General features: G+C 51.0%; 22 protein-coding genes and 1 tRNA gene. 11 read left to right on the top strand and 12 right to left on the bottom strand.

The annotated features are described in order from the left end of the window. Nucleotides 1-75: 75 nt before the first annotated feature. A complete protein-coding gene (locus SE18_RS05535) occupies nt 76-1017 on the top strand; it encodes a peptidylprolyl isomerase (RefSeq protein ID WP_054533433.1) in 942 nt (313 codons plus the stop codon). Nucleotides 1018-1089: 72 nt separating this feature from the next. Beyond that, entirely contained in the window at nt 1090-2235 is a 1146-nt protein-coding gene (gene mazG / locus SE18_RS05530) for a nucleoside triphosphate pyrophosphohydrolase (RefSeq protein WP_054533432.1), read from the top strand. A 296-nt stretch (nt 2236-2531) separates the two neighbouring features. Here mazG and SE18_RS05525 read toward each other — a convergent pair whose 3' ends face one another. The 7 genes from SE18_RS05525 to mnmA form a co-directional block, all read right to left on the bottom strand. Beyond that, nucleotides 2532-3539 (bottom strand): DUF1152 domain-containing protein, encoded by a 1008-nt coding sequence (locus SE18_RS05525; protein WP_054533431.1) that lies wholly within the window; start codon nt 3537-3539, stop codon nt 2532-2534. A gap of 88 nt (nt 3540-3627) precedes the next feature. Next, nucleotides 3628-4158 carry a GTP-binding protein gene (locus SE18_RS05520; RefSeq protein ID WP_054533430.1) on the bottom strand — a complete coding sequence of 177 codons (531 nt, stop codon included), beginning with the start codon at nt 4156-4158 and terminating at the stop codon, nt 3628-3630. 68 nt (nt 4159-4226) lie between these two features. Then, entirely contained in the window at nt 4227-5048 is an 822-nt protein-coding gene (locus tag SE18_RS05515) for a DUF4388 domain-containing protein (RefSeq protein WP_054533429.1), read from the bottom strand. Nucleotides 5049-5077: 29 nt separating this feature from the next. After that, the gene (locus SE18_RS05510; RefSeq protein WP_054533428.1) at nt 5078-6001 is read right to left on the bottom strand and encodes a DUF1385 domain-containing protein; all 924 of its coding nucleotides are present in this window, start codon (nt 5999-6001) and stop codon (nt 5078-5080) included. A 74-nt stretch (nt 6002-6075) separates the two neighbouring features. Continuing rightward, the gene (locus SE18_RS05505) at nt 6076-6519 is read right to left on the bottom strand and encodes a hypothetical protein (RefSeq protein WP_054533427.1); all 444 of its coding nucleotides are present in this window, start codon (nt 6517-6519) and stop codon (nt 6076-6078) included. A gap of 159 nt (nt 6520-6678) precedes the next feature. Then, entirely contained in the window at nt 6679-6936 is a 258-nt protein-coding gene (locus SE18_RS05500) for a hypothetical protein (protein ID WP_012188398.1), read from the bottom strand. Next, complete coding sequence (gene mnmA / locus SE18_RS05495) at nt 6933-8006, bottom strand: tRNA 2-thiouridine(34) synthase MnmA (protein WP_054533426.1); 1074 nt, start codon at nt 8004-8006, stop codon at nt 6933-6935. Before mnmA ends, SE18_RS05500 begins: the two co-directional genes overlap by 4 nt. 169 nt (nt 8007-8175) lie before the next feature. Here mnmA and SE18_RS05490 point away from each other — a divergent pair, with 169 nt between their 5' ends. After that, nucleotides 8176-8493, top strand: coding sequence for a DUF427 domain-containing protein (locus SE18_RS05490; protein ID WP_054533425.1), 318 nt, complete (start codon nt 8176-8178; stop codon nt 8491-8493). 64 nt (nt 8494-8557) lie between these two features. Beyond that, a complete protein-coding gene (locus SE18_RS05485) occupies nt 8558-9349 on the top strand; it encodes an enoyl-CoA hydratase/isomerase family protein (protein WP_054533424.1) in 792 nt (263 codons plus the stop codon). 485 nt (nt 9350-9834) lie between these two features. Here SE18_RS05485 and SE18_RS05480 read toward each other — a convergent pair whose 3' ends face one another. The 3 genes from SE18_RS05480 to SE18_RS05470 are packed head-to-tail and all read right to left on the bottom strand — an operon-like array spanning nt 9835 to nt 13704. Further along, nucleotides 9835-11211: a sigma-54-dependent transcriptional regulator gene (locus SE18_RS05480; RefSeq protein WP_054533423.1), complete on the bottom strand. Its 1377-nt coding sequence runs from the start codon at nt 11209-11211 to the stop codon at nt 9835-9837. A 21-nt stretch (nt 11212-11232) separates the two neighbouring features. Continuing rightward, entirely contained in the window at nt 11233-12519 is a 1287-nt protein-coding gene (murA, locus tag SE18_RS05475; protein WP_054533422.1) for a UDP-N-acetylglucosamine 1-carboxyvinyltransferase, read from the bottom strand. A 21-nt stretch (nt 12520-12540) separates the two neighbouring features. Further along, entirely contained in the window at nt 12541-13704 is a 1164-nt protein-coding gene (locus SE18_RS05470; RefSeq protein ID WP_054533421.1) for a hypothetical protein, read from the bottom strand. Between the two features lie 382 nt (nt 13705-14086). Here SE18_RS05470 and SE18_RS05465 point away from each other — a divergent pair, with 382 nt between their 5' ends. Both SE18_RS05465 and SE18_RS05460 read left to right on the top strand, forming a co-directional pair. Further along, a complete protein-coding gene (locus SE18_RS05465) occupies nt 14087-15268 on the top strand; it encodes an ATP-binding protein (RefSeq protein ID WP_054533420.1) in 1182 nt (393 codons plus the stop codon). A 9-nt stretch (nt 15269-15277) separates the two neighbouring features. Beyond that, nucleotides 15278-16081 (top strand): response regulator transcription factor, encoded by an 804-nt coding sequence (locus SE18_RS05460; protein ID WP_054533419.1) that lies wholly within the window; start codon nt 15278-15280, stop codon nt 16079-16081. Nucleotides 16082-16124: 43 nt separating this feature from the next. Here SE18_RS05460 and SE18_RS05455 read toward each other — a convergent pair whose 3' ends face one another. Beyond that, complete coding sequence (locus SE18_RS05455; RefSeq protein WP_054533418.1) at nt 16125-16394, bottom strand: hypothetical protein; 270 nt, start codon at nt 16392-16394, stop codon at nt 16125-16127. Between the two features lie 305 nt (nt 16395-16699). Here SE18_RS05455 and SE18_RS05450 point away from each other — a divergent pair. The 5 genes from SE18_RS05450 to SE18_RS05430 all read left to right on the top strand — a co-directional run bounded on the left by SE18_RS05450 (nt 16700) and on the right by SE18_RS05430 (nt 20410). Continuing rightward, nucleotides 16700-16776 (top strand) — tRNA-Val (locus SE18_RS05450). Nucleotides 16777-16971: 195 nt separating this feature from the next. Then, nucleotides 16972-17502: a hypothetical protein gene (locus SE18_RS05445; protein ID WP_054533417.1), complete on the top strand. Its 531-nt coding sequence runs from the start codon at nt 16972-16974 to the stop codon at nt 17500-17502. Nucleotides 17503-17552: 50 nt separating this feature from the next. Further along, entirely contained in the window at nt 17553-18164 is a 612-nt protein-coding gene (locus SE18_RS05440) for a hypothetical protein (protein ID WP_152976559.1), read from the top strand. A 108-nt stretch (nt 18165-18272) separates the two neighbouring features. Next, nucleotides 18273-19151: a VOC family protein gene (locus SE18_RS05435; RefSeq protein ID WP_054533415.1), complete on the top strand. Its 879-nt coding sequence runs from the start codon at nt 18273-18275 to the stop codon at nt 19149-19151. Nucleotides 19152-19234: 83 nt separating this feature from the next. Next, nucleotides 19235-20410: an RtcB family protein gene (locus tag SE18_RS05430; protein ID WP_083469735.1), complete on the top strand. Its 1176-nt coding sequence runs from the start codon at nt 19235-19237 to the stop codon at nt 20408-20410. A 251-nt stretch (nt 20411-20661) separates the two neighbouring features. Here SE18_RS05430 and ligA read toward each other — a convergent pair whose 3' ends face one another. Beyond that, nucleotides 20662-22677: an NAD-dependent DNA ligase LigA gene (gene ligA / locus SE18_RS05425; protein WP_407928470.1), complete on the bottom strand. Its 2016-nt coding sequence runs from the start codon at nt 22675-22677 to the stop codon at nt 20662-20664. Between the last annotated feature and the right edge of the window lie 19 nt (nt 22678-22696).

Raw genomic sequence — 22696 nt, 5'->3', positions numbered from 1 at the left:
TTTGACAAGCAGCCATGGCTGCGGTATCAATGAGATATATAATTTAGCATTTCAACATGTGGAGGACTTTGGCTCATGCGACGACACGCCCAGTGGTTGCTGCTCTGTTTTGTAATCGCAATCCTAGCAGGTTGTGGTAGTGAAATTACCACCAGTCAATCGAAAGTCATGGTTGAGGTCGGTAATTCTTCAATCACTGAAGCAGAATTTACAACCTTTTTAGATCAAAATTCCAATAATATCAACAACAATGCTGGCGGCCTTGATGCCAATACTACCCGCCAACAACTTTTAGAGCAACTCATTTTGCAAAAAGTGATTTTGGAAGAAAGTGCCAAGCTTGGCGCAGGCATCGATAGCGTGACCGCAGAACAAACCACGATGATGATCGATCAGGCGGTTCAAAAAGAAAAACCAACCTTTGCCGATTATGAAGCTTTTGCCAAAGAAAATCGTTTTGGCACGGTTGAAAATATGCGCGCCTATGTTGCCCAGATTTTGACCTTCGAGAGCTATGCCAAACTGCTGCAACTGCCAAGCGAAACGCCACAATTTCATCTGTTTCATATTTTGGTTTCCACCGAAACCGTCAGTGAATCAGTCGCCCTTGATCGCGCCAACCAACTTTTGACCCAATTGAAGGCTGGCGAAGATTTCTCGGCCTTAGCCCAACAATATTCTGAAGATCCTGGCAGTGGCTCAAACGGCGGCGACCTCGGATGGTATACCAAAGAGCAATTTGCTGGCTTCGTGCCTGAGTTTGCCACCGCGCTCAACACGCTGGAAGTTGGCCAATTGAGCGAGCCGGTCAAAACCCAATTTGGCTATCACATTATGAAAATTACCGAAAGCCGCAATGCGATTAGCTTTGGCTCGTTCCAAGAACTTATGAATTCGCCAGAAGGCACGGCCTATGTGCAAGGAAAAGTCGAAGAATACCGCCAAAAAGATTTGATCAAAAATTATGTGCGCGCTGAGGATGTACCCTTCCCAGAATCAGTGACCGTTTTCCAATAAGCAGAGCAATGCCAATGGGCGTTACGACAGGATGCTATGCTCATCCTGTCGCTCTTTATTTAAGGATCAGCAATGTTAACTCAGTTTCTCAGCCAATTTCCACTCGACCTTAGCCAAGGCTTTCAAGTTGTGCCTGCCCACAAGCTTATTGCACCAACGCCTCAACCTGCCGAAGGCGTTGATCGAGCGTGGAGTGAATTACAGGGCATCGCTGACTATCAAGCCTTCGTTAGCCCGTTACCGTTTCAAGCAACCCAAGCCTTGATCGTCACCGCAATCGATGCAGCGATATTGCCAGCAGTTCGGGCCAGCTTATTGCGCCGCTATCCCAGCGACTATCAAATTCAGAGCCTTGCTGCAACGGGCCTGAACCAAACAACCCTTGCCAACGCCAGCCCAGCCCAAGCCTGGTATCTGCCAGCACTCAGCATCGAGGCTGATTTGGCTAGCCCAAGCACATTAGAATGGATTATGGCGCGTTTGGCAGGGCCACAAGGCTGCCCATGGGATCGTAAACAAACCCACGCCAGCTTGCGCGAATTCTTGCTTGAAGAAACCCATGAAACCCTCGAAGCGCTCGACGCTGAAGATTGGCCAAATCTCAAAGAAGAATTGGGCGATTTACTGTTGCAAATTGTCTTTCACGCAGAGTTTGGCCGCCAAGCAGGCCGCTTCGATCTCGATCAGGTCTATGCTGCAATCAACAGCAAGCTGATTCGCCGCCACCCGCATATTTTTGGCACCACCGAAGTGAGCGATGCAGACGAAGTATTGCGCAATTGGGATGCGATTAAGGCAACTGAGCACAAAGAAAAAGGCAGCCAACGGGAAAGCGCACTCGATGGCATCGCCAAAACCTTGCCGCCACTCGCAACAGCGCAACTCATGGGCAAAAAAGCTGCCAAAGTTGGCTTCGATTGGCCTGACATCAGCGGCGTTTGGGAGAAAGTGCATGAAGAAATTGGCGAATTGCAAGCAGCTGCCAGCCCAGAAGAACAAGCTGCCGAATTTGGTGATGTGCTGTTTGCCTTGACCAATTTGGCGCGCTGGCTCAAAATTGATTCAGAAAGTGCGCTACGCGGCACAATTGCCAAATTTCGCCGCCGCTTTGTGGCCGTTGAACAAGCAGCCCAAGCCCAAGGCCGCCAACTCAGCCAACTCAGCTTGAGCGAAGCAGACACGCTTTGGGAAGCTGCCAAACGCACCGAGAAACAATAAGCCAAGTACGAGGAACCGCGAAGATCACGAAGGCGAGGTTTTTTAGCCACGAATTCCACGAATTGCACGAAAAATAAAAAGGGCTTTTGGCTTGCAGAACATAATCCCAAAAATCTGTGCCAATCTGTGGCCAAAAACTTAACTTCGCAAACTTCGTGGTTCCTAGCCCTTCGTGCGCTTCGTGGATAATATAACTTTCTAATTTTTGATTTTTGATTTTACTTCATCCTTCATTTCTCTGCGCCTCTACGTTAAAATCCCAATCCCCGATCCCTGACCCCTCGCGTCGCAACCACTTAGCGTATTCGAGGCCGAATCGGCAAGTTTGCGCGCAAGGTATGCACCCATTGCACCACCTCGCGCAGATGCTCGGTTTCAAGCAGCGGCTCAAGCAACAAATGGCGCTCGGCCAAACCAGCCAAATCAAAAAACCAATACACACTCATCAGCGGATTAATATCAAGCTTGCTGCCTGCGGTTTTACTGGTCAGATGATAATCGCCAAAATAGCCCTCGACCGCCGAGATAATCGAACTATTGATCACACTGGGATCTTGGTAAATTCGAGCTTGTGCCCAGTGCACCGCCGCTGCATAGGCTTGATAAACTGGCATTTGCTTGATCAAACTGCATGTTCCAAGCAGCACCTCGGCCTCGGCCAAAGTAGCAATATTTTGAAAAATATGCGGGTAATACATATCGCGTTCAGCGCCCAAACCAATGCAGGCCACAATTTTGGTTGGCACCTCGTGCAACTGCTTGACCGCAGCTAACGAGATCGAATCTTCGACCAAGGTGCCAATTTCGGCCTCATCGCCTTGCACCAAAGCATCAACCCCGCCATCGACCAAGATAATCGCATCGATTGCTAAGTGCTGCACCAAACGCCGATAACTGGCCAAGAGTGGTTGCACGCCACTGCGCAAAAACGACCAAACCGTCAATCGCTCCCCATAGGTTTGGCGAAACCACTCAGCCAAATACAGCTCAGGAAAATAGATAAACGGCTTATAGCGCTGGAACAAAGCGACTTGAGTGGCATCGATTGGACTATGGCTTGGCACAAATTCAGGCTCGTGGGGCAAACTGGGCACGCCATAAACCGTATCACCGAGATATTCAAGATTGGTGGCCGCTTCAAGGTCGCTGAAGCTGAAATTGGCCAGATGCACATTAAAACCTTGCTGGCGCAATTGGAGGAAGATCGGCAAGCCACAGAAAATATCAAAACCGCCGCCCATGCCAGCGATTAAGATTGAGCGACGGCCTTGTAATTGGTCAAGAATTGGCAAATTCAACTGCATAAAAAACCTTCTCCACAAAGGCAAAAAGCCGTACTCTGGTTGCAGAGTACGGCATGGCGAAAAAGAGCAATGAAGCGTGAAGAATCGCCTAATCGGCTGAGCGCTGCATAATAACGTAGAGCAATTCTAGCAGCACATTCTTAACCGAATCCTTTTGGGTTGCCACACAGGGAACAATTTTAACATGGGCTGGCAACCGCAAGGCGAGCCGCAACTCATCAGGTGCCCAAGCATTTTCGTGGTCTTGCTTGTTGGCGGCGACGACATACGGCGCATCACGTTGCGAAGTGAAGAAATCGATAATCCGATTTGTTTCGCGGAACGTTTCAGGCCGGGTGCTATCGACCAACACAATCAAGCCGAGCATCCCCTCGGACAAGATTTCCCACATAAAGTCGAAGCGTTTTTGGCCGGGTGTGCCAAACAAGTGCAACACCAAATCATCACTGATGGTAATGCGGCCAAAGTCCATTGCAACGGTGGTTTCGCCCTTGAGCAGTTTGGTATCGTCGGAGGCCTTCCGTTCGGTCGAAACCACCTCGATTTCACTAATGGCACGAATGAACTGTGTTTTACCAGCGTTAACCGCGCCACTGATAACCATTTTGACAGTCTGCATACGTCCTCCTAAGACGGAGCTAGGTTGCCGGTGGGAGTGTGGGAGTGTTCCAGCGCAGCGCCGCCTTTCTACATTCCCCTAATACGATTGATGATCCGTGAGACGAGGCTGCGTTTTGGTGCTCCTGCAGCGGCACCAGCACCAGCGCGTCCCGTCGCTGGGACAGGAGGGCGAGGTCGGGTTACCTCAACCAAGCCTGCCGAAATGAAGCCGTATACAATGCGGCTCACATCAAATTCACTCAAACCAGTCCGACTAATCACTTCTTTGATCGAATCTTTGCCGTTGATGCGGGCAAAAATCCGCCATTCATCGGGCGTTAAGTTGATACTTTTAGCCTTTTCGAGTGGCTGATCGACAAAGCGTGCGATCATATCGGTATTGGGAATATGATCCTTGATGCGGCCCCATTCATCGACGCGGCGTACACCCTCCATAATGAGGTTTTCCACCCCAAGCGGTACCGGCGATTGGACATCATCACGGTCGAGCTTTACCCCGGCATTGAAGCAAAACTCACCATCGGGCCAGCCAAACAGACTGTACACCGTCTCTTCTATGTGGGTTTGGATGTGGCGTTGCAGGTCTTCGCGCGTGATAATATCGTGCTCGACCAGCACCGTTCCAAGCGATTGGTTGCCATCAGTTTGCTGCAGTTGCACCGCCTGCTGCACTTGTTGCGGCGTGAGTTTCCCCGTGCGCTGCAACATCTCGCCGAGCGATTCGCGTTCTTGCGCTTGCGCGGCGTAGAGCAGTTTTCCCTTTTCAAAGTAGAGCGTTGCTGCGGCACTTTGACGGTTCAGTTGTAAACTGCCAGTTTTGTACCCGCGATCGATCAGATAAAGAAAATCAGCGAGTGCAAAGTCGCGCAAATTACCAACAAGAGCCATACAGATGCCCTCACTCTGGATGTACGATGTTAGGACGTAAGTGCAGGCCGAATATCGACCGCAATGGGCTGCGTTTCAATCGTTTGTCCATCGGCGGCCAAGACCCGCGCCAGGGCAGCGATTGCTACCTCAAGCATGGCATCATCTGGTTCGCGGGTGGTCAAGCGTTGCAGCGCCAGTGCTGGTGTCATTAAACCACGCACAATCGGGTTTGTTGCCTTGCTTGCAGTAAGCCGCATAAGCTCGTAGGCAAGCGCCGCCACAAATGGCACTAGGATGATTCGGCTTAGCAAGCGTAGCCAAAAGGGAAACGTGCCAAGCAATGCAAATACAGGAATGCTGAGCACCACCACAATGAGCAATAAGGTTGTGCCACAGCGCGGGTGGATGGTTGTAAAGGGCCGAACGTGCTCAACGGTCAATGGCAGGCCCGCTTCATAGGCCGATACTGCTTTATGCTCAGCCCCATGATACCCGAAAACCCGCCGAATTTCTGCGGTGCGCCCAACGAGGATCAGGTAGCCAACAAAAATCAGCAAGCGCGTTATGCCTTCGATTGTTTCGCGACTGTAGATGCCAAGCTTGGCCCAACTGGCAATGCCCGAAGCAACCAGCAATGGCAACACAAAAAACAACGCAATCGAAATCCCGACCGAGGTTGCAACCAACAGTGCGGTTTGGCCTTTACTCAAGGGTTGCTCGGCTTGATCCTCGGTCACGCTTGCCGAAAACATCAAAGCCCACATCCCAATTACCAAAGCATCGCCCAAAAGCTGAATGCCACGCAGCAGCGGAAGCCGACTCCAAAAAACCCGCCGCGCTAAGTTTAATTCACGGTCACGAATGACGATTTGCCCAGAAGGTGAACGGACAGCGACACTAGCCCGGTGTAAACCGCGCATCATTACGCCTTCCATTACTGCTTGTCCACCATACGGAAACCGTTCAGCCATAGCGTTCACCAGATAGAGGATGGTTTGGTCTGTGTATCGTACCACTAGCCCTTGTCGTTTGACAAGAGGGCAGCCTAGTTATTTTCGTTGCGATCGCTAGGCAACGAACCACGGGCTTGCCGCCGCGCCAACGATTTGGCCCCAGCTTTGACCCCTGCCAACAAGCTAGCGGCCTTGATCACTGGTGAAACCACGCCTTCAGCCACATACGAGGCTGTTTGCTTGGCGGTTGTGGTTGTAACCTTGGCATTTTCGGTAATATCTTTGACCCGTTCCAACACGTCGTCGACCTTGGGCGAGATTTTTTCCTTGGCCAAGTTGCGCAACTCGTTGACCATCACCACCAACACGCCCACCAAAACAATCATCAAGGTGACCGAGAAGAGTTGGAAAATTGCCAAGAGGATAATCGCAAGATCACGGGCCTCGTTGAGCCAGCCCTGTGATATCAACAAAATCGGCAGACCAATCCCAAGAACAAGGAGGACGATGCCCCCGATAATGGCAAACTTCTTCAAGCAATCCTCCAGCGTACCGACACGACCAATCAAACCGTCGAAAGGTACATTTAATGCTTTACAAAGAGGGATTTGATCGCGGCGATTATAGCATATTGCCCCGAAATATGCCACACTTTCACCACAGGAATATTGTCGCCTTTTTTGCCTTCGTAGGGGTTAAACGCGCAGTCGCGTTGCTAGGATTAACATAATCCATGCAGCAATAGTCGATTCGACCAACGGTACCCCTGCTGGCACTGGTCCAGCCCCAATAAAATGCAAGTTAAAGGCATAGCTCATAAGGCAGCCAATGAGCGCTGTGCCCAAAAAAAGGGGCAAATGGCGCCAACGCTGCCCCCAAAAGAGATGCGCCAAGGCTCCGTAAACGCTGGCAAGCAGCGCAATAATCAATGCTGCTGGCTCTAACTCGCTCACGAATAGCGCTCCGTACTGATCCGACCACCACCAAACACCCGATCATCGCGATAGAGCACGGCAGCTTGGCCTGGTGTTACCGAACGTTGTGGTTGATCATAGCGAATGTGTAGCGTGCCGTTGTCGCGGGGGGTAATCGTGGCTGGCACGGCCTCGCCATGAGCACGGATTTGCACCGCATAGGTTCCGGCTTCGATCTGGCCATAGACGCTGCGGACATCGTCAATCACAAAATCGCGGCATTCTAGTTCATCAGCATCACCAACGATGAGCAAGTTGCGTACCGTGTCGATTTCGATCACAAATAACGGCGAGCCTGCGGCAATGCCCAAGCCTTTGCGTTGGCCAATCGTGTATTGGGGCAAGCCTTTATGATTACCAAGCACATCACCGCGCCGATTGACAATTGGGCCTGGGCGCATAATTTCTGGGCGTTCTTCGTTTAAGAAACGCCGATAGTTGTTATCGGGAATAAAACAAATATCCATGCTTTCTGGCTTGTCGGCGGTAACTAAGCCACGTTCACGGGCCATTTGGCGTACTTGGGGTTTAGTAAACCCACCCAATGGAAAGTGCAAACGGCTCAATTCGCGTTGACTCAGCATATATAACACATACGATTGATCTTTGTTGATGTCAATCCCGCGCCGCAAATCGTAGGGCTGGTCGCCGCCGCCAGTAATCTGCACAAAGTGGCCAGTTGCTAAGCCATCGAAGCCCAAGAGTTCAGCCCGTTCGAGCAGCACTCGAAATTTGAGGTCGCGGTTGCAGGCCAAGCACGGGTTAGGCGTGGCACCGCTTGAATATTCACGCAAAAAGTAATCGATCACATGCTTGCGAAAATCTTTTTGATAATTAAAGACATAGTAAGGAATGTCGTATTGGGCACAGACCCGCCGCGCGCCAGCAGTCATTTCGACTGAGCAACATTGACTTTCCATGATCCCATTATCATCGCCTTCCCACAGGTGCATGGTTACGCCAGTCACGTCGTGACCTTGTTCTTTGAGCAAAACTGCGGTGAGCGAACTATCCACGCCGCCACTCATGGCGACCATAATCTTTGCCATAATTCCTAATCCTAGGTTGTTGAGCACGAAAGATGATTAACGCGCCGGAAATACATGGCGCATCATAGCTGCCAAAATCATACCACGATTTCAGCTTGCGCTCGATGCTGCGCCGAATTTAAGGCCTTTTTCGTGGTACGATTTCCCTATTACCAACGGAGGACGATCCATGTTACGGGAAATTAGCATCAAAGCCAAACATGATCAGGCGACTTTGGCCAAAGGTGTTGAAACACAAACGGTTTTTCGGCTTGAAGGCAACTGGTATTTTGATCAAGCAGCAGTCGATATGCACAATTTACGGGTGACCGAGCGCACCTATGTTTGCCCCCACAAAGGTACATGCTTCTGGATTGATTTGGTGACTGATAACGGCACTATCGCTGATGTGGCCTGGATGTATACCGTCGTCAAGCCCAATTACGAACATATAAAAGATAAAATTGCTTTTTATGGCGGCACACGTCACGCCACAACCGAAGCATAAGCGGTACAATCGACGCTGCATCAAGCAACGATGCAGCGTCTTTTTTTGTGCAAAGGAGCATGCTGTGAGTGGTTTCGTTACAACCGAGCAAACTGGCGCGATCTTTCGCATTACGATCAATCGGCCTGAGAAACGCAATGCCATTAGTTGGCAAGTTGGCCAAGATTTACGCGCAGCGATCGATCAGGCAGCCAGCGCTTCGGGCGTGCGGGTTGTCGTCTTGAGCGGCGCAGGCCCGGTTTTTTCAGCAGGCATCGATCTTGGCGATTTGCTTGATCTACCCAATCGCTATGGCGAACATTGGTTGCGCCAAATGCGCACAATCACCGACGATTGGCAAGCCTTGACAACCCGCATCGAGCGCCTAGAAATTCCCACAATCGCCGTTTTGCATGGCATGGGCCTTGGCTTGGGCTTAGAAATTGCCTTGGCCTGCGATTTTCGAATTGCGGCCAATGGCACCAAGTTGGCTTTGCCAGAAACCCGTTTGGGCATCGTGCCTGATGTTGGTGGCACAACCCGCCTGACGCGCTTGGTTGGGGTTGGCCGCGCTAAAGAGCTGATTATGACTGGACGCACGTTTAGCGCCGCCGACGCTGAGCGCTGGGGCGTTGTCAATCAAGTGGCTGATGCAGGCAGTTTAGATGAAGTTGTGCAGGCGTTTGCTGATGAGCTAATCTTGGCAGCACCGTTGGCCGTCGGCATGGCCAAACGGGTGATTGATGGTTTGTTTGATGTTGACCGCGGCTTGATGCTTGAAGGTTGGGCACAGAGCCAATTAATTCGTAGCGCCGACTTTAGCGAGGGCGTGCAAGCAGCAATCGCGCGCCGTGCCGCCGAATTCAAGGGCGAGTAAGCATAGAAAGGCTATAGGCTGAAGGCTTTTGGCTAGCGGAACATTAATTCATGGAATTCGTAGCGAAAAACGTCCGTCGTGCGATTCACGGTTCAAATATTTATTTAACGCAGAGGCGCAGAGTTTCGTTAAGAATGTGAACTATGAGGATCAGGAAGTCATAACTGTTATGTGTAATGGTTCATCACATTAACCACCATCGTTCTTTTCCACCCTTCCGTCCCGCCAGCGGGAAGCGCAGGGGGGGCTTTAATCCCCCTGCACCCCCTCAAGGACCATCGTGACCGAACCGCATCCATTGATGACCCTGCGGATGCGTGGTGGACAGCGAAAACCAACCCTTGGGATAGGGTTGTGATGCGGGAATGCTGCGGTTGCTCACGCAATGAACCAGTACAGTTATGCCCTTGATCCTGTAGTTTTGATCCTTAAAAAGATCTGTGCCTCTGCGTTAAAAGCCAATAGCCTATAGCCTATAGCCTCACCTACGAAGTATACTTCTTCTGGCGCTTTTGAAACTCGGCTTCGCTTAGGCCAAGGCTGCGGGCGGCGGCCTTCAGGTCGTCATCGTGTTGCACGAGGGCTTCTTGCAAGGCCAAGCGTTCAACATCGGCCAAGAGTTCGTCGAGCGTCGATTGCTCACGCAAACGGGCGGCAATATCAACTTGCAAGGCTGAGCGCGAACTTGGCACCAACGACATGTGCTCGCTGGTAATCACATTGCCGCGTGACAAAATCACTGCCCGCTCAATCTCGTGCTCAAGCTGGCGCACATTACCTGGCCAATCGTAGTTGTTCAGCCGCTCCATAGCATCTTCGGAGATGCGGGCTGGTGGTGACGATGGCGAATAGCGATATTTATCCAAGAAAAATTCGGCCAGCAAGGGAATATCGCCAGTGCGTTGGCGCAAGGCTGGCAGATACAAGGTAATCACATTTAGGCGATAGTACAAATCTTCGCGGAAGGTGCCAGCCCGCACTTCGGCCTCAAGATCACGGTTGGTCGCGGCGATCACCCGCACATCGACCCGCACGGTGGTCGTGCCGCCAACCCGCTCAAACTCGCGCTCTTGCAAAATCCGCAACAATTTCTTTTGGGTCGAAAGGGTCATTTCGCCAATTTCATCCAAAAAGATTGAGCCTTTATGAGCTAATTCGAAGCGACCCTTGCGCTGAGCCATCGCGCCAGTAAACGCGCCTTTTTCATGGCCAAACAATTCGCTTTCGAGCAGCGATTCGGGCAAGGCAGCACAATTGACTTTGACCATTGGCCCGTTGCGCCGTGCTGAATTAACGTGGATCAAGTTGGCCAGCACTTCCTTGCCAGTGCCAGTTTCACCAGTAATCAACACGGTTGCATCGGTGTGGGCTACGCGCCCAATTTGCTTGTAGATTTCCTGCATGGCTGGGCTATTGCCAATCATTTTGTCGCGTGGGTCAAAGCTTTTGGCTTCGAGTTCACGGACTTTTGAGGCAAGTTGCTGATGATCAAACAAGCGCTTGACAACCAAGGTCACTTCTTCAACATCGAACGGCTTGATCACATAATCGTATGCGCCAATTTGAATTGCCCGGATTGCCGTTGATGATGTACCATGGGCAGTCATCATAATAACTGGAGTGGTAATGCCATTTTTGCGCAATTGCTCAAGCACGGTCAAACCATCTTGGCCAGGCATGCGCACATCCATAATCAACAGATCATAGGGATGTTTCTTGGTCATTTTGGCCAAAACTTCGCCGCCATGCTCGGCTGGCTCTGTCAGATAGCCCTCTTCATCAAAGACCTCGCACAAGAGGCCACGAATCCCAGGATCGTCATCAGCAATTAAAATATGCCGTTGTTCTGATGCTTTGGTCACACCGACCCTCCTTAAAGGCCATTATTCAGCAGGACGGCGTTCGATCCGCGCCCCAAGCGCAGCCAGCCGTTGTTCAATTCGTTGGTAGCCCCGATCAATTTGGGCAATATTCGAAATAATGCTCGTCCCTTTGGCGCACAATGCAGCAATCACCAAGGCCATACCCGCCCGAATATCGGGGCTGGTCAGACGTTCGCCGAAGAGTTTGGCTGGCCCAACCACCACCGCCCGATGCGGATCGCACAAAATCACCCGTGCGCCCATGCTCAGCAGCTTATCAACAAAGAATAAACGTCCATCAAACATTTTTTCGTGAATCAGCACCGTGCCATGCGCTTGGGTGGCAATCACCAAAGCAATGCTCATGAGATCTGGTGGGAAGCCAGGCCATGGCATATCGTCGATTTTGGGTACAACGCCATGCAAATCGTCGCGCACGCGCAGCTCCTGATCGCCTGGAATCACAATATCTGGGCCTTCATCCTGCCAGGTTACGCCCAAACGCCCAAACATAATTCGCGTCATGCGGTGTTCTTCAGGCCGTGCATTAGCGATGCGAATGTTGCTACCAGTCACGGCGGCCAACCCGATGAACGAGCCAACCTCCATAAAATCGGGGCCGAGCGTATATTCGGTACCATTGAGCCGCGAAACGCCTTGAATTTGCAAGGTGTTAGTGCCAATGCCAGTGATTTTTGCGCCCATGGCAAACAAACAACGACAGAGGTCTTGGACGTGTGGTTCGGAAGCGGCGTTGACAATTGTGGTCGTGCCATTGGCCAAAACAGCAGCCATAATTGCCTGTTCAGTTCCAGTAACGCTCATTTCATCAAGGAAAATATCGGTGCCAACAAGGCCAGCGGTATGTAATTCGTAGGCTTGTTTGGTCACTTCAACTTCGGCACCTAGGGCAACCAATGCCAGAAAGTGGGTATCCAAACGTCGATGGCCAATCGAATCGCCGCCTGGTCGGGCCAAAACTGCCCGTCCAGTACGCACCAACAACGGCCCAGCCAGCAAAATCGAGGTTCGAATACGGCGGGCAAGTGCAATATCTGGCTCAGAGGTGTTGATAGTAGCGGCGTGCACTCGCAACACGTTATCTTCCAGCCAGCTACATTCGATGCCTAAGGATTGTAATAATTGGACTTTGACCCGTACATCGGCAATATCGGGCATATTGCGCAAAATAACTGGTTGGTCGCTGAGCAAACAGGCTGCCAATAATGGCAAGGCGGCATTTTTGTTTCCTGCAGGTGTAATTGTCCCGCTCAGGCGATGACCGCCTTCAATGACAAAGGTTTCCACGAATGATAATCCTCAATGTGATTAAGCAGCAGAGTTGGACTGATCGTTTGACTCCGCTGGTTGGTGTACCTGTTTGGGTTTGCGCTTGAAACGGCCCCGAATCGCCTTAAACCAATTCTTGGGGTTTAGCAAGCTACCAAGCCGTTGGCGCAAGCGTGGTTTGGTCGCTGGAGTACCATCACTATCGGCTGATTTACGATTGCCAATGAGCGCCTTTGCCCGTTGTCGCCCTTCTTCTAAAGCCGTTTTGACCAAGCTTTGTAATTCGGCTTTGCTGATCAGTTCGCCGCGTTCATACCAACGCCAGGCAGCAATGCCCGTCACAAACGTGCCAGCGTAGGCTACCGCAACTTTGGGCAATAAGCCAATGCCCGGAATCAAGCCCACCAATTGGCGTGCAAGTTGCCGCCAGAGAAAACCACCGCCAACCACTGGCAGCAGTTCGCGAATCATGGCGCTGAAATCGCCTTCAGCACCCATCGCCAACGCCACTCGATAGGCCAAAAGGGCCTGATTTTTGGTTAGAACCAACATATCGGCGGCGTTTAATGGCAAGTTTAATACAGGAATCATCTCAGGCAAGCCCGACGTGAAAGCAAATGTGGCGTTACTTAGCGCAACACTGCTTAGCAGGCTATTGGTTACTTCGCTGCGCAAGCCAGGGTAGCGCCGCGCGGCGGCAATATGCAACGATTCAGGCAAGAGTTCGAGCACTGCTTTGGCCAGTGCTTTACGTTGGCTCGCCGGATCTGCTTGCGGATCGAGCAACACTGCCGGAGAGGCTTGCAAATCTGCTTGCTGCGTGCTCTCGGAGCTTTTGGGCAAATCGGTACCCCAAACCGCAATCAACAGCGGAATGGGCAGAATTGCCAATTTTTCGTAGGCCAGAAATTCGTCGTAGCTCAAGGCTTGACTGGAATCAAGCGTTAAGAGCACCAAATCGACCCGATTGAGATCGACTGCTTGCTCGCGGCCTAGCGGTAAATCGATAATGCTCACTTGGGGAGTGCGGGCTGGGAAGCGTTGCGCGCCAAGCGTCAACAAACGCATAATCAAATCGCGCCCGAAGGTAGCATGGCCCAGCAGCGCAATCCGACAAGGCAGATCAGCTTGATCGCGAATATCGCGCACATCGATTTCTTTGATGGTTGACCAAATGTTGGTGACATCGCTGAAGCGGCTCACACATCCTCCTCGGCATATGAATGTATGCATTATAACATAGGCACTTTTAGGCTACTCAGACCCATATGAGCAAGCCTATTAATGTAGCATAATTCAGGCCAGCAATAAAGGAGGAATTATGAATTATGAGGGATGAAGGACGCGGGATCAGGGGCTAGGTTTCAGAAGTCAGAAGTCAGAGGTCAAAAGTCAGAAGGCAAAAGGCAAAAATCAATAGCCCATAGCCAACTCAACCTTCGTGTTCTTCGCGGTTTCAGGCTTCGTTTCCTTTATGCATCAAAAAATTCGTGATTTCCAGCTTTACCCGATCCCTAATCCCCAACCCCCAATCCCCAACAACCAAATATGCTATGATTGCCAATCATTCAAGGGAGTGTTTGGTATGCTGAGTCATCAACAGCTTGAAACGGAAAACGCCAGCCTTAAACGCGAAGTTGAGTTATTGCGCCATCAGCTGGCCACTCAACCAGCAGAGCCGCTTTTTCAAAGCTTGCTTGAAGCAGCGCCTGATGGCGTCGTTATTGTGAATGCCCACGGCGTAATTGTGGTCGTCAATGCCCAAGCCGAGGCCATATTTGGCTATGATCGCGAATCGATGATCGGTCAACCAATTGAATTATTGATTCCCGAGCGCGTGCGCGGCGTTCACGTCGCCTACCGTGGCAATTACACCCAAGAGCCACGCACCCGCCCAATGGGCATTGGCAGTGACCTTTTGGCGCGCCGCAGCGATGGCAGCGAGTTTTATACCGAAATTAGCCTTAGCCCATTAAAAACTACTGAGCAATTATTAATTATTGCTGTCGTGCGCGATGTGACCGAGCAAAAGAAACTAGCCAAAGAGCACGAACATCGCTTGACCCAGCGCGTCAGTGCCGCCGAAGCAGCTTTGTTGCAAGGCGCACGCTTGGCTGCGGTTGGCCAACTTTCAGCTTCCATCGCCCATGAAATTAATAATCCGCTGTATGCGGCGCGCAATGCTTTGCTCTTGCTCGAAGAAGATTTGCCCGACGATTTACGCGAATCGCCAATTATGCAATTGGCCCGCGATCAATTGACCAGAATTGCTGGGATTATTGAGCGTATGCGCGATTTCTATCGGCCAATGCGCGGCGAGATGGCGCCAACCGATCTCAATGAAATTATTGAAGAAACCTTGGCGTTAGCCGGCTTACACGCGCGGCATAATAATACCGTAATCACCTTTACGCCCGACCCACAACTGCCAGCCGTGGTCTGCAACGCCGATCAATTACGGCAAGTATTTTTGAATTTGGTGCTGAATGCGCTTGAGGCGATGACCACTGGCGGCACATTAACCGTCACAACCGAGGCCGCCACAAGCTTTGCGACGATCGAAATTTGCGATACGGGAACAGGGATTCCTGATGATATTCGGGCGCATCTGTTTGAGCCATTTTTTACCAACAAACCCAATGGAACAGGCCTTGGTTTACCGATTAGTGCCCATATTGTGACCCAGCATGGCGGCCAAATCGAGGTGGATAGCACCGTTGGGGTTGGCTCGACCTTCCGTGTTGTGCTGCCCTACCAACCTAGCTAGGAGTATTCAATGAGTCAAGCTTCGATATTATTGGTTGATGATGAATTTCCGATTCGCGCCACGCTTGGCGATTTGCTGCGCCGCCGCGGCTACGATGTGCAAACTGCCGATAGCGGCGAAGAAGCCCTTGATCGGATTGCCCAACGCCCGTTTGATTTGTTTCTTTTGGATTTGCGCTTGCCTGGGGTTGATGGGATTACGGTTGCCCAACGGGTGCGCGAACGCTATCCTGATGCAGCAATTTTGATTTTGACTGGCCATGGTTCGCTTGATAGTGCCATCGAAGGCATTCACTTGGGCGTGTTCGACTATATGCTCAAAACCTCAAGCCCGCAAGATGTGCTGGCGCGGGTCAAAAGTGCGCTCGAAGCCCAAGCAGAGCAACGCCATAAAAAGAGCTTAATGACGACCCTCCAAACGGTCGTTGGCGAGCTTGGCGGCAAGCAACAAGAGCCAGCAGAGCCAGCCAGCCAACAGCCAGCTGGCGATCAATGGATTCGGGTTGGCGAATTGGAAATTGGCTTGTGGCGGCAAATGGCCCGCCTCGGCGAACAAACATTAAATCTCACCCCAACTGAGTTTCGCTTGTTGAGCTGTTTGGCCCAGCAAGCAGGCTTGGTAATGAGCTACGCCAATTTATTGCGTTGCGCCCAAGGCTACGAGGCTGAAAGCAGCGAAGCAGCCGAATTGCTCAAACCGCATATCTATCACTTGCGCCAAAAAATCGAGCCAGATCCATCAAACCCACGCTATATTTTGACCGTGCGTGGCACTGGCTATGTGTTGGCGGTCGAGCCACCCCAAGGCAAATAACTTAAATGCAAAGCGCCCAAGCGATTAAACTTGGGCGCTGTTTTTATTGGCCAATTTGCGCAAGCACTGTTTCCTCGAATTTATCGCCAATAATGCTACTCAGGGCATAGCTAGTCAGCAACGAATAAACCATCGAATTGCCGCAGAGCACGCCGACAATTGCTGCTGGAGCCACATTCGAGAGCGTAACGTTAACTGGGCCAAGCGCCATGCCTTTGGGCGTGCCAGCGCCATGCTTGGGCGTATCGCCAAGATACGAACCAACTTGGGCAGCTAACAAAACTCGCGCTAGCCCAAAAATAGGTTTCAACATACACAAATTCCTTTTAAATCAACAGAAATCGCTAGTGCTCTGTGAGCAAATTGTGTACCGTGAAAGAGCATAGAACATAGAACAAAGAGCATAAGGGGAGGTCAGAAGAAGAAAGGATGAAGGATGACAAAGATAAGGAAGGCTATTGGCTATAGGCTATCGGAACATTATTCGTGTAATTCGTGGCTAAAAAAAAACTTCGCGTCCTTCTCGCTCTTCGCGGTTTCATCCCTTTGTGTGCCTTCGTGGATCAATTTGCGCAAAGCCATGGCCTATGCTATACTCGGCAGTGGCTTGAAGGCTATGGGCTGTTAGCTCAGTTGGTTAGAGCGCGTCGTTCACACCGACGAGGTCACTGGTTCGAGTCCAGTACCGCCCACCAAACCCAACCACTCCTGTTCGCAGGGGTGGTTTTTTGTTGTGCTTAATTGCATCAATTTAGCTGTGTCACAATCAAACTAATAGCCTAACAGCACTGCCATTTACTGTTTAATCAGCTGAATGGCAGATCTTTCCACTAGTTTATGTTTGGGCTAGCGCTAGAATCAAGCCAGAACATACAATAACGGAGGCTATTATGTATCTCGTAGTTGGTGGAATTTTGCTAATCATTGGGTTTTATCCAATTATGTGGTTGTTACTACGCGCAACGATCAAACAAGCAAAAAAGCAACCTAGCAATAACGCATCATTTCAAATTTTGAGCTTAAATCTGGCTGAGCCGTTTATTAGCACAGGTTTGTTTTTACCAATGCTCTTGGTAAGCCCCAACCATCCATTCTTCAACTGGCTTAATCGTCCGAATAAAGTTAATGGCACGGTTCTCTTTGGATTGTATCATTGGCCGATGCTCATTATGTTGGGAATTTTGCCTTTGTTCTGCCTCTATACGAAGGATCGGTTAGTCATCAAAACCGCTTTGGCGAGCTGGTTGATTGGTGGAATTCGACTGCTAGCAATGTGGGCAATCTATCAGTTTTCATTAATGTGGGTTATCGCACTCATTATTGGCAGCATTTGGTCATTTAGCTTACTTGGTATCTATCTGGATTATCTAGTCAATCAATTAGCCAAGCCCAACGCCCTTACACCAACCCTTGATCAATAATGTTATGATCTTTGCATTGTTATTTTGGGTAATCGAACTGCGTGATCGCCATGAATTCTATGCCATTAATTGGCTTGTTGATTGGAATCTTTGGGCTGGCGGTGTATGCTGGCATGCTTTTGCAGCGGGCGCTTAGGCTCTATCGCCAACGCGCCGATTTGCGCTGCGCCTTGTGGCCATTAATTGTAAATTTGGCTGAACCATTTATCAGCTTGCTCTACCTGATTCCTTGCGTGCTTTGGTGGGATTACGCCTATCTTTTGGGTTTGGTTGGGCGCAATTTTGCTGCTAGCTCAATTGTGTTTGCCTACCATTGGCCAATGCAGATCTTGCTAGTTTTGGCCCCGCTCAGCCAAATCTTGGCCCAAACCAAATTGGTTGCCCGCACGGCGTGGCTCTGTTTTGCAACTGGCTTTGCACGCATGTCGATGCTCTGGCTGAGTTTCAATTATCTTGCTGGCGGTGCAATGGTCGTTTTGGCCCTGCTGGTGAGCGCTGCTAGCTTTTGGCTGCTTGGGCGCTATCTGGTTTGGCTTGGCTTACCCATACCGCAACGGCCAATTGCAGTTAACATTGATGAACAGGGCTTGGTATTAATTCAGCCAATTGCGCCAGCAGCGCCGTTGCCAGAGCCAAATCCCCAGCAAAACGCCGATTTGTGACGCATGCAAGGATAACAGAGGGGACAACATTAAGGACAAAGCGAGCGTAGAATGGTTACAGCTTGACAGTAACAACGCTGTACTGATTGCTCGAAAGGAACGAATATTATGGCTACATTTCGCACGATTACGCCTCAATCGATTGATGCCGCTACGACACTCGGCGTAACTACTTTGCGTGTCGCTGATGCTGGCCGCTCATTAGCATTTTATCGCGATTTACTTGGCTTCCACGTTTTAGAACAAACGGCCTCAACGATTGTTTTGGGTTCGCCCAACCAGGTTGTGTTGCGCTTAGAGGTTGAAGCAGGTCTGAAACGCCACCCAAGCAATGTCACTGGCTTATACCATGCAGCAATTCTCTTGCCAACTCGGCTTGATTTGGCTTACATGGTGCAACGCTTGATTGCCGTGCGCTATCGCTTTGGCGCGTCGGATCATGCGGTCAGCGAAGCTTTGTACCTCGATGATCCCGATGGCAATGGCTTGGAAATCTATCGCGATCGCTCGCGCAGCGAATGGCGCTGGGGATCCAATGGCGAAGTTCATATGGTCACCGAATCGCTTGATCTGTATGGAGTTTTGGCCGAAATTACGCCCAATGCACCTGCGTGGGCAGGCATTCCTGCGGGAACAACGATTGGCCATATGCACTTACAAGTTGGTAATTTGCGCCAAGCAGAAGAATTCTATCACGGGGTCTTAGGCTTTGATATTGTGGCTCACTACCCGGGTGCGCTGTTCGTCAGCGCTGGCGGCTATCATCATCACTTGGGCTTGAATGTATGGCAAAGCCAAAATGGCCCGCAACAACCAAACGATGCTGCTGGCTTGGCGCATTTTGAGATTGTTATGCCCAACCAAGCAGCGCTCGATAGCGTGCGCCAACGCTTAGCAGCCGCCGACGTTGCAGTGCAGGAGCAAGCAAGCGGCTTGGTGGTGCTTGATCCATGGCAAACTGAATTGCGCTTTATCGTCGCTGCCTAAAATCGGGCTGGGGAACGATGGTCGCTGGTATGGGCTATGCTAAGTTATAGCCCATTTTCATTTTAAGCGATAGGAGAGCGATCGTGCAGTACGTTGAGAATATTCCAATCTGGGGTGATCCAATTGATGAAGGTGCGTTGAGCCAGATTAAAACCTGTGCGCTTGATGCAGACGCGGTGGCATTGATGGCTGATCATCACAAAGGCTATGCGGTGCCAATTGGCGGCGTAGTGGCCTACCGTGATGCAATTAGCCCTTCGGGCGTTGGCTACGATATTGCCTGCGGCAATAAAGCCGTTTTGCTCGATATGCCAGCCAGCGAAGTTCGCGCCAATATCAAGCAGATTATGGACGACATCTGGCGTTCATTGTCGTTTGGAGTTGGACTGAACAATCGCCAAAGCGTTGATCATGCATTGTTTGATGACCCAGCTTGGCAAATTCCAGCGGTCAAATCGTTGAAACAAACTGCCCGCAATCAGCTTGGCACAATTGGCTCCGGCAATCATTATGTCGATTTATTCGCCGACGAACTTGATCGAGCTTGGATTGGCGTGCACTTTGGCTCGCGGGGATTGGGCCATAAAACCGCCACCTACTTTTTAGAGGCTGGCGGCGCCAAAGATGGAATGGACGTTGCGCCCTTGGTATTGCCAGCAGCCTCGGATTTGGGCGAGCAATATTTAACTTGTATGAATTTGGCTGGGCGCTACGCCTACGCTGGCCGCGATTGGGTTTGCGCCGAGGTTGCGCGTATTTTAGGCGCAAACATCCTTGACGAGATCCATAACCATCATAATTTTGCTTGGCGCGAAACCCATAACGGGGTGGACATGTGGGTGGTTCGCAAAGGCGCAACCCCAGCCTTTCCAGGCCAACGCGGCTTTGTTGGCGGCTCGATGGGCGATATTTCGGTCATCTTAGAAGGCATCGATTCGCCAGAATCCAAAACCGCCTTGCATTCAACTGTGCATGGCGCTGGGCGGGTGATGAGCCGCACCGCTGCTCGCGGCAAAGTCAATTGGCGCACTGGCAAAGTGCTCTCGCCTGGCAAAATCTCGCGCGAAATGATGAATACCTGGGTCCAACAAAAAGGCGTTGAATTGCGCGGCGCTGGCACCGATGAATCGCCACATTGCTACAAACGCTTGCCTGCTGTGCTCAACCATCACGCCAATACGGTCAAAATTCTGCACACCTTGCAACCATTGGGTGTGGCGATGGCTGGCGAAAACGAGTTCGATCCGTATAAGGATTAGAGCATAGAACATAGAACATAGAGCATAGAACATAACGTTTTAACGCAGAGGCGCAGAGAGCTTTTTTAACCACGAAGGCCACGAAGAGCACGAAGTAGAGTTATTGGCTGCTGGCTATTGGCTATTGGAGATTTGTTGAATTTCCAACAATTGTTCCGATAGCCTAACGCCAAAAGCCTAGAGCCTCATCCCCCTTCGTGATCTTAGCGTTCTTCGCGGTTCCGTTCTTCGTGCGCTTCGTGGATCAATAATTAACTATCGGCGAGCAGTGCATACAAATCATCAATACTCAGCACTTTTACGCCTAAGCTTTGGGCTTTGGTGAGCTTCGAGCCAGCGGCCTCGCCTGCCAGCAAATAATCAGTTTTCTTGCTAACGCTACCGCCAACCTTGCCGCCATGCGCTTCGATTAAGGCTTGAGCAGCTTCGCGGCTGATGCCTGGCAATGTGCCAGTGATCACAAAGCTCTTGCCTGCCAAACGATCGCTTTGCTGCTCGGCAACAGCGCCAAGTTCGGCTTGCACGCCCAACGCTAGCAGTTCGGCAATCAATTGTTGGTTGGCTGGCGTGCTGAAGAAATCGACCACACTTTGGGCGGTGCTGCCACCAATCCCGTCAATTGCGGTTAATTGCTCAATTGTGGCTTGGGCCAAGGCTGGCAGCGAGCGGAAATTGCGCGCTAAATCAACCGCAGCAACGGTGCCAACGCCATTGATCCCCAAGGCCGTGATCACCCGATCAAGCGGGCGTTGCTTGGATTCTTCGATGGCATTCAGCAAATTTGCTACCCGCCGATCGCCATAGCCTTCGCGGCCAGCAAAGCTAGCAATGTTCAAACGATAAATATCGGGAATCGATGTGATCAAGCCCATTTCAACAAATTGGCTTGCTTGACGCTCGCCCATGCCCACAATATCCATCGCGCTACGGCTCACCCAATGCTCGATTGAGCGAATCAGCCGCGCAGGGCAGGCATTGTTGATGCAATAAATATCAACTTCATCGGCAAGTTGCTCGACTGGCTGGCCACAAGTTGGACAAAACGTTGGCGCTGGCCATGGTTGCTCGTTGCCAGTACGCGCCTCGACAATTGGCCCAATCACATATGGAATCACGTCGCCAGCCCGTTTGACCACAACTCGATCGCCGATACGAATATCGCGGCTGATGATGTAATCGGCGTTATGCAGCGAGGCATGTTGCACGGTCGTGCCACCCAAACTGATTGGCTCAAGCACAGCATTAGGAATTAATTTGCCAGTACGGCCAACGTTGATCACAATATTCAGCAAAGTTGTGGTTTCTTCGCGAGCTGGAAATTTGTAGGCAATTGCCCAGCGCGGATCGCGGCCAACCACACCAAGCTCGCGTTGCATAGCAAAATCATCAATTTTGACCACCACGCCATCAACTTCGTAGCTCAGCAATTCACGGCGGCCCATCCACTCGTGACAATAATCAACCACGGCAGCAAAATCATCAAAAAGCCTCGTATCGGGATTGATGCTAAAGCCATAATGGCGCAAGGTATTGAGAGTTTCAGATTGGCTGTTAAGGTCTACGCCGCTGAAAGGGCCAACAGCGTAAGCAAAAAAGCGCAACGGGCGGCTCGCAGTAATCGTCGAATCGAGCTGGCGCAACGATCCGGCGGCAGCATTGCGTGGGTTAGCAAAAACTTTTTCGCCTGCATGGGCTTGGCGTTCATTCAATTGATTAAAGGCTTCGATTGGCAAATAGACCTCGCCGCGCACCTCGATACGCTCGGGCAAAGGCTGGCCGTCGATTGGTTGCAGCCGCAAAGGCACATCGCGAATCGTACGCAAGTTGGCGGTAATATCCTCGCCAATTTCGCCATTGCCACGGGTTGCTCCAACGCTAAACACCCCGTTGATATAGGTTAAGGCTACTGCCAAGCCATCGATTTTTGGCTCGACGGTGTAGCTCATGGGCTGCGCGCCAATAATTTGCTCGGCACGGCGTCGCCAAGCAGCCAAATCATCTGCATTAAACGCATTGCCAAGGCTCAACATTGGCACAGGGTGTTGCACTTTGGGAAATTTACCTAAGGGCGCGCTGCCAACGCGCTGGGTTGGCGAATCGGGGGTGCGCAATTCGGGATATTCTGCTTCAATTGCCCGCAATTCATTCAATAAACTATCGTATTGGGCATCGCTGACCAACGGCGCGTCAAGCGTATAGTAATGATGATTATAACGATTCAATTCATCGCGCAAGCTTGCGGCGCGGGCAACCGTCTGCTCTGACACGGCCATGCATGCATCCTCC

This window comes from Herpetosiphon geysericola, from assembly GCF_001306135.1.
Classification (GTDB): domain Bacteria; phylum Chloroflexota; class Chloroflexia; order Chloroflexales; family Herpetosiphonaceae; genus Herpetosiphon; species Herpetosiphon geysericola.
The sequence above is the reverse complement of the archived record's forward strand: the minus strand, read 5'-3'. Positions and strand labels throughout refer to the sequence as shown.

Excerpts from the sequence above, each read along its gene's own strand:
- mazG (WP_054533432.1), top strand. The coding sequence starts at position 1,090 with ATGTTAACTCAGTTTCTCAGCCAATTTCCACTCGACCTTAGCCAAGGC.
- SE18_RS05445 (WP_054533417.1), top strand. The coding sequence starts at position 16,972 with ATGTATCTCGTAGTTGGTGGAATTTTGCTAATCATTGGGTTTTATCCA.
- SE18_RS05515 (WP_054533429.1), bottom strand. The coding sequence starts at position 5,048 with ATGGCTCTTGTTGGTAATTTGCGCGACTTTGCACTCGCTGATTTTCTT.
- mnmA (WP_054533426.1), bottom strand. The coding sequence starts at position 8,006 with ATGGCAAAGATTATGGTCGCCATGAGTGGCGGCGTGGATAGTTCGCTC.
- SE18_RS05440 (WP_152976559.1), top strand. The coding sequence starts at position 17,553 with ATGAATTCTATGCCATTAATTGGCTTGTTGATTGGAATCTTTGGGCTG.
- SE18_RS05525 (WP_054533431.1), bottom strand. The coding sequence starts at position 3,539 with ATGCAGTTGAATTTGCCAATTCTTGACCAATTACAAGGCCGTCGCTCA.
- SE18_RS05490 (WP_054533425.1), top strand. The coding sequence starts at position 8,176 with ATGTTACGGGAAATTAGCATCAAAGCCAAACATGATCAGGCGACTTTG.
- SE18_RS05435 (WP_054533415.1), top strand. The coding sequence starts at position 18,273 with ATGGCTACATTTCGCACGATTACGCCTCAATCGATTGATGCCGCTACG.
- SE18_RS05455 (WP_054533418.1), bottom strand. The coding sequence starts at position 16,394 with ATGTTGAAACCTATTTTTGGGCTAGCGCGAGTTTTGTTAGCTGCCCAA.
- SE18_RS05465 (WP_054533420.1), top strand. The coding sequence starts at position 14,087 with ATGCTGAGTCATCAACAGCTTGAAACGGAAAACGCCAGCCTTAAACGC.
- SE18_RS05520 (WP_054533430.1), bottom strand. The coding sequence starts at position 4,158 with ATGCAGACTGTCAAAATGGTTATCAGTGGCGCGGTTAACGCTGGTAAA.
- SE18_RS05510 (WP_054533428.1), bottom strand. The coding sequence starts at position 6,001 with ATGGCTGAACGGTTTCCGTATGGTGGACAAGCAGTAATGGAAGGCGTA.
- SE18_RS05460 (WP_054533419.1), top strand. The coding sequence starts at position 15,278 with ATGAGTCAAGCTTCGATATTATTGGTTGATGATGAATTTCCGATTCGC.
- SE18_RS05535 (WP_054533433.1), top strand. The coding sequence starts at position 76 with ATGCGACGACACGCCCAGTGGTTGCTGCTCTGTTTTGTAATCGCAATC.